The sequence below is a fragment of the Frankia gtarii genome (genome assembly GCF_025403375.1).
GTDB classification, from domain to species: Bacteria; Actinomycetota; Actinomycetes; order Frankiales; family Frankiaceae; genus Frankia; species Frankia gtarii.
Genome location: NZ_JAMPTM010000280.1, coordinates 1 through 8,587 on the forward strand (window position 1 = coordinate 1; position 8,587 = coordinate 8,587).

At 74.0% G+C, this 8,587-nt stretch carries 6 protein-coding genes; 4 read left to right on the forward strand and 2 right to left on the reverse strand.

Annotation, left to right across the window (positions count from 1 at the left end):
- On the reverse strand, positions 1–279 hold a 279-nt coding region (locus tag NBZ83_RS26895; RefSeq protein WP_261569847.1), incomplete at its 3' end, for a hypothetical protein.
- Here NBZ83_RS26895 and NBZ83_RS26900 point away from each other — a divergent pair.
- Positions 278–1,573: an FAD-dependent monooxygenase gene (locus NBZ83_RS26900; protein WP_261576034.1), complete on the forward strand. Its 1,296-nt coding sequence runs from the start codon at positions 278–280 to the stop codon at positions 1,571–1,573. The two genes, NBZ83_RS26895 and NBZ83_RS26900, sit on opposite strands and share 2 nt — an antisense overlap.
- A gap of 118 nt (positions 1,574–1,691) precedes the next feature.
- Here the strand turns inward: NBZ83_RS26900 and NBZ83_RS34680 are convergent, their stop codons facing one another.
- A complete protein-coding gene (locus NBZ83_RS34680) occupies positions 1,692–5,882 on the reverse strand; it encodes a mycofactocin system FadH/OYE family oxidoreductase 2 (RefSeq protein ID WP_261576035.1) in 4,191 nt (1,396 codons plus the stop codon).
- A 162-nt stretch (positions 5,883–6,044) separates the two neighbouring features.
- On the opposite strand from NBZ83_RS34680, the gene mftR reads away from it, so the two are divergent.
- The 3 genes from mftR to NBZ83_RS26920 form a co-directional block, all read left to right on the forward strand.
- Positions 6,045–6,644: a mycofactocin system transcriptional regulator MftR gene (gene mftR, locus NBZ83_RS26910; RefSeq protein ID WP_261569850.1), complete on the forward strand. Its 600-nt coding sequence runs from the start codon at positions 6,045–6,047 to the stop codon at positions 6,642–6,644.
- An 866-nt stretch (positions 6,645–7,510) separates the two neighbouring features.
- Entirely contained in the window at positions 7,511–8,164 is a 654-nt protein-coding gene (locus NBZ83_RS26915) for a hypothetical protein (protein ID WP_261569851.1), read from the forward strand.
- A gap of 55 nt (positions 8,165–8,219) precedes the next feature.
- On the forward strand, positions 8,220–8,587 hold a 368-nt coding region (locus NBZ83_RS26920), incomplete at its 3' end, for a heavy-metal-associated domain-containing protein (RefSeq protein ID WP_261576036.1).

Below are 8,587 nucleotides of genomic sequence, written 5' to 3' on the forward strand. Positions count from 1 at the left end.
GGCTGGGGTGGTGGCGGCTGGGGCTGGTAGCCCCCGGCCCGATCCCCGCAGCACCTGACAGTCCGGCGGTCGACCGGTCCCCGCGGCCGCCAGCCCGGGGGTGCGACGCCCCACCATCACGACCCCCCACCAACGGAGATCTCCCAGCAGCGAACGGGGTAGCGGCGAGCCGACGAAGTCGTGCGGCCGTCGCCGCCCCTTCGTTCGTTGCGCCGCGCCGCCGGAGTCCCGGCCGAGCCGCGGGAGACCGGCGGAGACGGGGAGCAGGGGGAGTGGCATGCGGATCGTCTGCGTCGGCGGTGGACCGGCCGGGTTCTACTTCGCAATTTCCACGAAGCTGCGCAATCCCGCCCACGACGTCACGGTGATCGAACGTGACCCGCCGGGAGCCACCTACGGCTGGGGGGTCGTCTACTGGGACAACCTGCTGGACGTCTTCTTCCGTAACGACCCGCCCAGCGCGCGCGACATCCGGGCACAGTCCACTCTCTGGCAGGAGCAGCGCATCAGCGTCGCGGGGGCGGGCGCGGCCCACCTCGCCGGATACGGCTTCAGCATGCAGCGGGCAGCGCTGCTCGAGATCCTCGCGCGGCGCGCTCTCGAGCTCGGGGTCAACGTGGAATACCGCCACGAGGTCGACGATCTGCGTCCGTATGCCGACGCTGACCTGATCGTGGCCGCCGACGGTGCGAACAGCCGGGTGCGCCAGGCGGCCGGTGACGCGTTCGGGACCAGTGCCACGACCGGCAGCAACCCCTACATCTGGTTGGGGACGGACCGGCTCCTCGACAGTTTCGCCTTCGCCTTCGAGCGGACCCCGGCGGGTTGGATCTGGTGCCACGCCTACCCGTCCGGCACGGGCCTGAGCACGTGCATCGTGGAAAGCACCCGGCGGACCTGGGAGGGGCTCGGCTTCGACGAGCGTGGTGACGTGGACACGCTGCGAGAGCTGGAGAAGATCTTCGCCGAGTCGTTGGATGGCCATGCGCTCATCAGCCAGTGCCGCGGCACGACCGCGCGCTGGCAGCGTTTCACCGAGATCACCAACGAGCGCTGGTACCACGACAACGTCGTGCTGCTCGGCGACGCCGCCCACACGACCCACTTCACCCTGGGGTCCGGGACGGCGTTGGCGATCGTCGACGCGGTCATGCTCGCCCAGATCCTCCACGACAATGGCGACGATCTGAGCGCCGCGCTGCGGTCGTTCGACGTCCGGGGCCGCAGGGCGCTGCACCCGGTGCAGGCGGCGGCGCGGACCAGCATGGCCTGGTTCGAGCAGGTGGACTGTTACCTCGACCACGACGTCGGTGGCGTCGGTGGCGTCGGCGGTGGTGGCGGCGACCCGGGCGCGGTGTCGTTTGCCTATGCGATGGCGGGACGCCACGGCCCTCAGCCGCCGTGGCGCTACCAGGTGCACCGAGCCACCCAGGTCCCCGCTGTCCGCCGGGCGCTACGCGGTCTGCACGCGGGCGGCCGGTGGTGGTTGGCCCGCCGCCGGGGCGAGTCGACACCGCCGCGAACGGAGCCTGCCGTGCGGACGAGTGGCGCGGCTCCGCGTTCGCCAGGCTAACTGTCTGACCGGCGTCGACCCGGGCCAGTGATCCGCAGGGACGCCTGCCCGGTTCCGCGGAGCATCAAGATCGTCGGACTTTGGCAGTGGGACGTAGCTCCGCGCAGCCTCGGGCGACTCAGAGCAGGACACCGACCCGGTCGCCCTCGAGGATGGCGGCGTGCGCGCGCCGTGGGGCCAGGCAGTCACCGATTCGGTGTAGCTCGAACGGGGCATCCGCCCCCAGCGCGGACCACAGCGCGTCCTCCGCCCGGGGAGGTTCGGTGTGCACGACCCAGTCCACCGTGTGGTGACGCACCACCCCGGTGGGATGGTGCGTCACGTTCACCGTCAGCCCGCCGGCGTTGCCGGTCTGCCCGCGGCCACCTGGCGCACCGGACGGTTCGAAGCCCGTCACGACGAGGTCGCCGTCCTGCCGGATGCCCAGGGCGGCCGCGCGCCGGTTCCACCGCTCCAGATCCAGGGTGAGACCGAGATCCTGGCCGACGACCATCGCGTCACTGATCACCGTCACGTCGGCGCCGCGGGCGGCGAGCAGCTCCGCCATCGAGGGGGCCTGATGGAAGCCGGTGGCGTCCACTACGAGCACCCGCCCGTGCGGGCTGGCCGCGCCGCTCAGAACCTCCCGCACACCGACGATCCGTGGATCGTCACCCGCCCAGCCGGGCCGGACCGGCCGGGCCCCGGTGGCCAGGACGACGGCGTCGGGTTCGGCGGCGCGTAGCAGGTCGGTGTCGGCGACGGTTCCCAGCAGCACCTCGACGCCGAGCCCACCCAGGCGGGTGGCGAGGTCGTCGACCAGTGTGCGTAGCCCGCTGCGGCCCGGCAGCTGCGAGGCGAGCAGCACCTGGCCGCCGAGCCGGTCGCCACGCTCGACGACGGTGACGCGGTGGCCGCGTCCGGCCGCGATGACGGCGGCCCGCAGGCCACCCGGGCCGCCCCCCACGACGTACACCCGCCGCCCGCGTCGGCGCGGCGGTGCCAGTGTTACCGCCTCCCGGCCCGCCCTCGGGTTGACCAGGCAGCCCAGCCAGCGGTTGCGGCCTGTCCGGCCCACGCACTCCTGGTTGCAGGCCACGCAGGTGCCGCCTTCGCCCCGGGCGCCGCCGACACGGCTGTCTTCGCGGTGGCTGTCTTCGCCGCGGGCGTCTTCGCTGCGAGCGCCCGTTCGGGCTGCCGCGGCGAAGTCAGGGTTGGCGATCTGGCCGCGGACCACCCCGACGAGATCGGCCTGGCCGGCGGCCAGGACCCGTTCGGCCTGCGCCGGGTCGGTGAACCTGCCGACGGCGACGACCGGCAGGTCGACCGCGGCCCTGATCGCCGCGGCGATGTGCGCCGCGTAGCCCGGGCGGACCTGCATGCTCGGCACGATCAGCGGCAGCGTCGAGGTGGCCACCCCGATGGCCGTGTTGAGGTAGTCGACCGCGCCGGTGGCGTCGACCATCGCCGCGACCGCGACCGCCTCGTCGAGGGTGATGCCTCCCTCGACCCCGTCGTCGCCACAAAGCCGCACGCCCAGGACCCGGCCGGGCCCGATCGCCGCTCGCACCGCATCGATGATCTCCAGCAGCAGTCGAGCCCGGTTCGCGAGTGGGCCGCCGTAGCGGTCGGTGCGCCGGTTCATGGTCGGCGCCAGGAATCCGCGGATCAGGGAGCTGTGCGAACACTGCACCTCGACGCCGTCGAAGCCGCCCGTCGCGGCGTGCGTGGCTGCCCGGGCGAAACCGGCGACCACCTCGGCGATCTCGGCCTCCGTCATCGCCTTGGGGACCTCACGGAACATCGGGTCCGCCACCGCGCTCGGCGCCCACACGGGCAGTCGGGTGTAGGTCGAGGAGGACTGCCCGCCGTTGTGGTTGAGCTGGGCGAGGACCGGCACCCCGTGCGCGTGGACCGCGTCGGCGATCCGCCGCAGACCGGGGACCACCGCCGGATCGAAACCGCGGATCATCTTCTCGTAGGGGCGGTCGCCCGGATGGGTGGTGAGCTCCTCGGTGATGACCAGCCCTGTTCCACCGGCCGCCCGGGCGGCGTAGTAGGCGGCGTGGCGCGCGTTCGGCAGGCCCTCGTCGGCGTAGTTGGTCAGGTGCGCGCAGAACACGATTCGGTTGGGCAGTGTCAGCGGCCCGATCTGTCGCGGGGTGAACAGCCCTGGAGGTTCGCTCGTCCCCGCGTCGTTCGTCCCCGCGTCGCCCGGCCGGGCGGGTGCGGATCGCCGCGGCCCGTTCGGGGCATCCTCCGTACCTGCCGATCGACCCTGGTCGGGGCCGGGAACGTCATGGCCCGCCCGGGGGGAGTCAGGCGGGCCGGCGCCGATCTCCAGCGCCCGGTGACGGCCTTCCAGGACGGCCTGCAGGACGGTCCGCGGCGCAATCGTGTCCCCCGCCCGGGGCAGCTCCGGGCGGCGGGTGTGCAGTGCGTCCCGCGGCAGCCGGGGACCGCAGTCGATGACGGCGGCGCAGGCGAGGATCTGCCGCTGGGCTGTCCACACGTCCTCCAGCCCGAGCCCGTCCGGACCGATCTCGCGTATCCGGGACCGCGTCCGGCGGTGGACCCCGGCGCGGGCCAGTCGCATGTTCGCGGGCGCGAGATCGCCGGCCGCCAGGCGGGCGCCGACCACCGGGTCGGACGTGACGATCGTGACCGGGCGGCCGAGCTCGGCCAGCCACTGCGCGGTCGCCACCCCCACGGGTCCCCCAAGCGGGTCATGGACGACCACCGCCCCCGCGGGAAGGACCGCCGCCCCCGCCGTCAGGACGTCGACCACGTCGAGGACCTGGATCGTCGCCGTGGCGTCGGGAGCGGGCAGGTCGGTCCGAGCGGCGGGTGGCGCCGGGACCGAACCGGTGGCGAGCAGCACGGCGTGGCCAGCCGCCCGGAGCCGGTCGATCTCCTCGGTGCCGATGTCGGTGTTCAGGCAGATCCGTACCCCGAGCCGGTGACACTCGGCTGCCCACCAGTCGGTCAGCCGAGCCAGCCGATCGCGCCCGGCCCCCCGGGCCGCGATCCGCAGCGTCCCGCCCAGCCGGGCGGTGCGCTCGGCCAGCCGGACCCGGTGCCCGCGGGTGGCCAGCACGCGCGCGGCCTCCAATCCGGCCGGGCCGCCGCCGACGACGAGGACGTCCACCGGCGCCGCAGCCTGCCCGCGCAGCGGGGGTTCGACGGTCTCGTGGCCGCTGGCGGGTTCGCCGATGCAGCTCACCAGCGGGTTGCGGACATCCCGGACCTGGCAGGCCTGATTGCACAGCACGCAGGGACGCGCGCGATGACCCTGGCCCGCGCGGACCAGTGCCACCAGATCCGGCTCCGCGATCAGCGCGCGCGTCATCTCCACCACGTCCGCGGCCGCGGTGGCGAGGGCTCGTTCGGCGTCGGCGACGTCCACGACACTGCCCTGCAGCACGACGGGCACCCGGCCGCCGGCGGCGCGGCGCATCCGGCGGGCGAGATCGGTGTTGAAGGCGGGTGGGGTGGCCGCGTCGGGCCGGTACGCGCCCGTCGCGAACGGGCCGCCTCGCACCACGACAAGCAGGTCGACGAGGTCGGCGAGCGCGGCCACCTGGCCGGCCGCCTGCTGCGGGGTGACGCCTGCCCAGGGCGCCAGTTCGTCGCAGCACAACCGAAGGCCGAGGATCCGCGCGTCGCCGATGCTCGCGCGGACCGCCGTGAGGACCTCGCGGGTGAGGCGGAGCCTGTCCTGGCCGTAGCCGTCGGTGCGCCGGTTCGTCAGCCCCGAATGGAACTGCCGCAGCAGGGAGAACACCCCTGCGTCGATCTCCACCCCGTCGAGCCCGGCCGCCATCGCCCGGCCGGCCCCGGCGGCGAAGCCCGCGATGATGCCCGCGATGGTGGTCTGGTCCAATTCGGCGGGCACCTCCCGGCTCACCACGTCGGCCACCGGGGAGGGAGCCCACAGCGGCTGCTGCGACCACGCGCTCGACCCCTGCCCGCCGGCGTGGCCCAGACCGGCGAGCACCACGGTCCCGTGCGGGCGGACCGCCTGGGCCAGGGCGGCCCAACCGGGCCCGCAGTCGGCGGCGAGGGGGGCCCGTTCGTAGGGCCAGTCGTCGGAGGTGACCGAGGCGGTCTCGGTGACGATCATGCCGGCTCCGCCCGCCGCCCGCCGTTCGTAGTAGGCGACGTGTCGCTCGGACAGCGCCCGCCCCCGGCCCAGGTTGGTCTCGTGCGGTCCGAACAGGACCCGGGAAGGCGCGCGCCGTCCGGCGCGCAGCCCGATCGGCTGGCTCAACCGGGTGGCCGTCACCACCGCTCGAACGGGCGATGCACCCGCCGCTTCCGCGGGCCGCATGGATCTCCTCTACGGTGATGGTGGGTCGCACGGGGCGGGCAGAGGCGGTAGGACCGGCATGCCGGCGATGCGTGCCGGCCGACCGCCGACCGCCGCCTTGGACATTAGTGGCACTCAGTGTCGAAAGTTAAGTGGGGTGAGGGGCGAATGGTGCCCGTCGTTATGACCACGGGTGTCGACGGTCGACGCACCGGCCGCCGGCCCGCCACCAGCGCGGCAGAGCTCGAGCACCTCGCCCTGCAGATGTTCACCGAGCGGGGTTTCGAGGAGACCACCGTCGACGACATCGCCCGCGCGGCCGGGATCGGGCGGCGTACCTTCTTCCGCTACTTCGCCTCCAAGAACGATGTCCCCTGGGGCGACTTCGACGGCCAGCTCGAGGTCATGCGTGCCTCGCTGGCGGCCGCGACGGCGGGCGAACCGATGCTTGCCGTCCTGCGTCGGGCGATTCTCGACTTCAACACCTATCCGCCCGCGGAGGGCGACTGGCTGCGCCGCCGGATGACGCTCATCCTGGGCACCCCTGCCCTGCAGGCACACTCGACGCTGCGCTACGCAAGCTGGCGTGGCGTCATCGCCGAATTCGTCGCCCGCCGGGCCGGTCAACCAGTGGACGCCCTGGCGCCGCAGGCAGTCGCGGCGACGCATCTCGGGGTCTCGGTCGCCGCATACGAGCAGTGGCTGCGAGCGGAGGGCGCGGACCTGGTCGCACTCCTCGACGAGGCGCTCGGGCTGCTTGCGACCGGTTTCCAGGCGATCTGACGGCCGGCCGGCCGTAGCTTCCGCCGGCGACCCGTCCGCGCATGCTGCAACAGAAAGTAGCCACATAATTGCGCTGAGCGGTAGCGCTGTGGCGCCGAAGCTGCAAGGCTGTGCACCCATCGACGCAGTCCGATGACTCTTCGGAGCTGACGGCCGGCTGGTTGACGGGGAGGAAGCGCTCCATGGCAAGCACGAGCTCCAGGAACGGCGCCGGGCCGAGCAGCGCTGGTACGCGTGAGAGCACCATCGCCGGGGCCTCGGCCAGTCCGACTGCCGTGCAGCCCTCCGGATCGTCCGCCGGCGATGCCGTGCCGGGCGACGGGAGCTTGCAGCCGGGCCCGGCAGCTGCGGGGTCGTTCGCGCCGCAGACCAGCGCGACCAGCACATCTCCCGGCACGACCGGCACGACCGGTGCAGGCGTCTCGGACGCCCGATCCACCGCGTCGGGGTCCACCGCGTCGGGGTCCACCGCGTCGGGGTCCGGGTCCAGCGGGCCCAGGACATCCACCGCGAAGGCCGGCACCGCCAAAGCTGGCACCGGCAGGGCCGCCACCGCGAAGGGCGCCACCGCGAAGGCCGCCACCGCGAAGGCGGAAGCGGCGCGGCCTACGAGTGCGAAGACCGCGCCCCGCGCCGGGAGCTCGGCGTCTTCGGCGAGGCCTTCATCGAGCAGGTCCACCTCCGCACGCGCCGGCTCCACCCGGGCGGGAACAACGCAAACAGTCTCCGCCCGCCGATCCGCCACCGCGGCGACGCCGACGGAATCGGCCACCGGGACCACGGCGCGGGCCGCCGGCGCCCGCTCGACCGTCACGCGGGCAGGAGCCGCCAAGGCGGGCTCCGCCAGCCGGGCAACGTCGACCCGCGTGGAGTCCGGGCGCGGCACCTCGGTCTCGGCGTCGACCGCACCCGGGGGCAGGTCAGCGTCGGGCCGGGGCACCGCCCGCCGGGACGGCGGCAGCCGGGTCACGGCCTCCTCCGCCGTTCGGGTGACCTCCACCCCTTCGAGGGGTGCGGCGCAGTCGCGCCGTCCCGCGGGCACATCGACCGAGGTGCGCACGGCGACGCTGCGCCTGCCCTTCGTCACCGCCCACTTCGAGGTCTCCCCGCCGACCGCGCCCGGTAGCCAGGTCCGGTTGGGGCCGTTGAGCCTGCCCGCCCCGGGACGCACCGCCTACTACCTGGGGCTGGGCACCCTCGCGGTGGTCGAACTGATCGAGTGGCCGGTGGCCCTGGCCATCGCGGCCGGCACCTACGTGGCTGGGCATGCGATGGGACCGCAGGCCGCTGCCGCGCGGGCGGGCGAGGCCGAGGTCGAGATCAGCGCGGAGCTGCCCACCGGCCTCGGGCCGCGCGGGCTGTGGCGGCGATTCCGGCATGCCGAACACGGCCTCGGCGGGCTGTCCGGTGGCACCGATCACAACGGAAATGGCCACCGCGAGCGTGGTCATGAGGGGCATGGTCACGAGAGGCGCGGGCAGAACGGCTTTCGCGGCGGTGGCGCCGTTCGGCCTCGGTGATAGCCCGCCGCACGTGAGGCTGTCCGGCCCGGCCGCGGCGAGGTCCGCGGCGGTGATGCTCGTTCGGACGCTGAACATCGAGCTGACCCGCCCGGACCGGCGGCCGCGGCGGGTGTGGAGTCGGGACGGCGACGCGCACATCGAGATTCATTCGCCGTGGCCCGGGGGCGCACCGCCGGATCCGGCCTTCGCCGACGCCCGCCGGCGCCGCCTGCATCGTGCGGTCGTCGCCGCGCTGCACCGATTGGACGGCGTCGACTGGGCCCAGGTCGACGAGGGCCTGGGACGAGTTCTCATCAGCTTCGACTCCGATCGCGTGGACGTGGCGGAGCTGGTCGACGCCGTCGCCGCGGTGGAGACAGCCCTGCGCGAAGGCGTGGTCGGCGAGCGGGGCCCGGACGGGGGGCGCACCCGGGCCGGCGC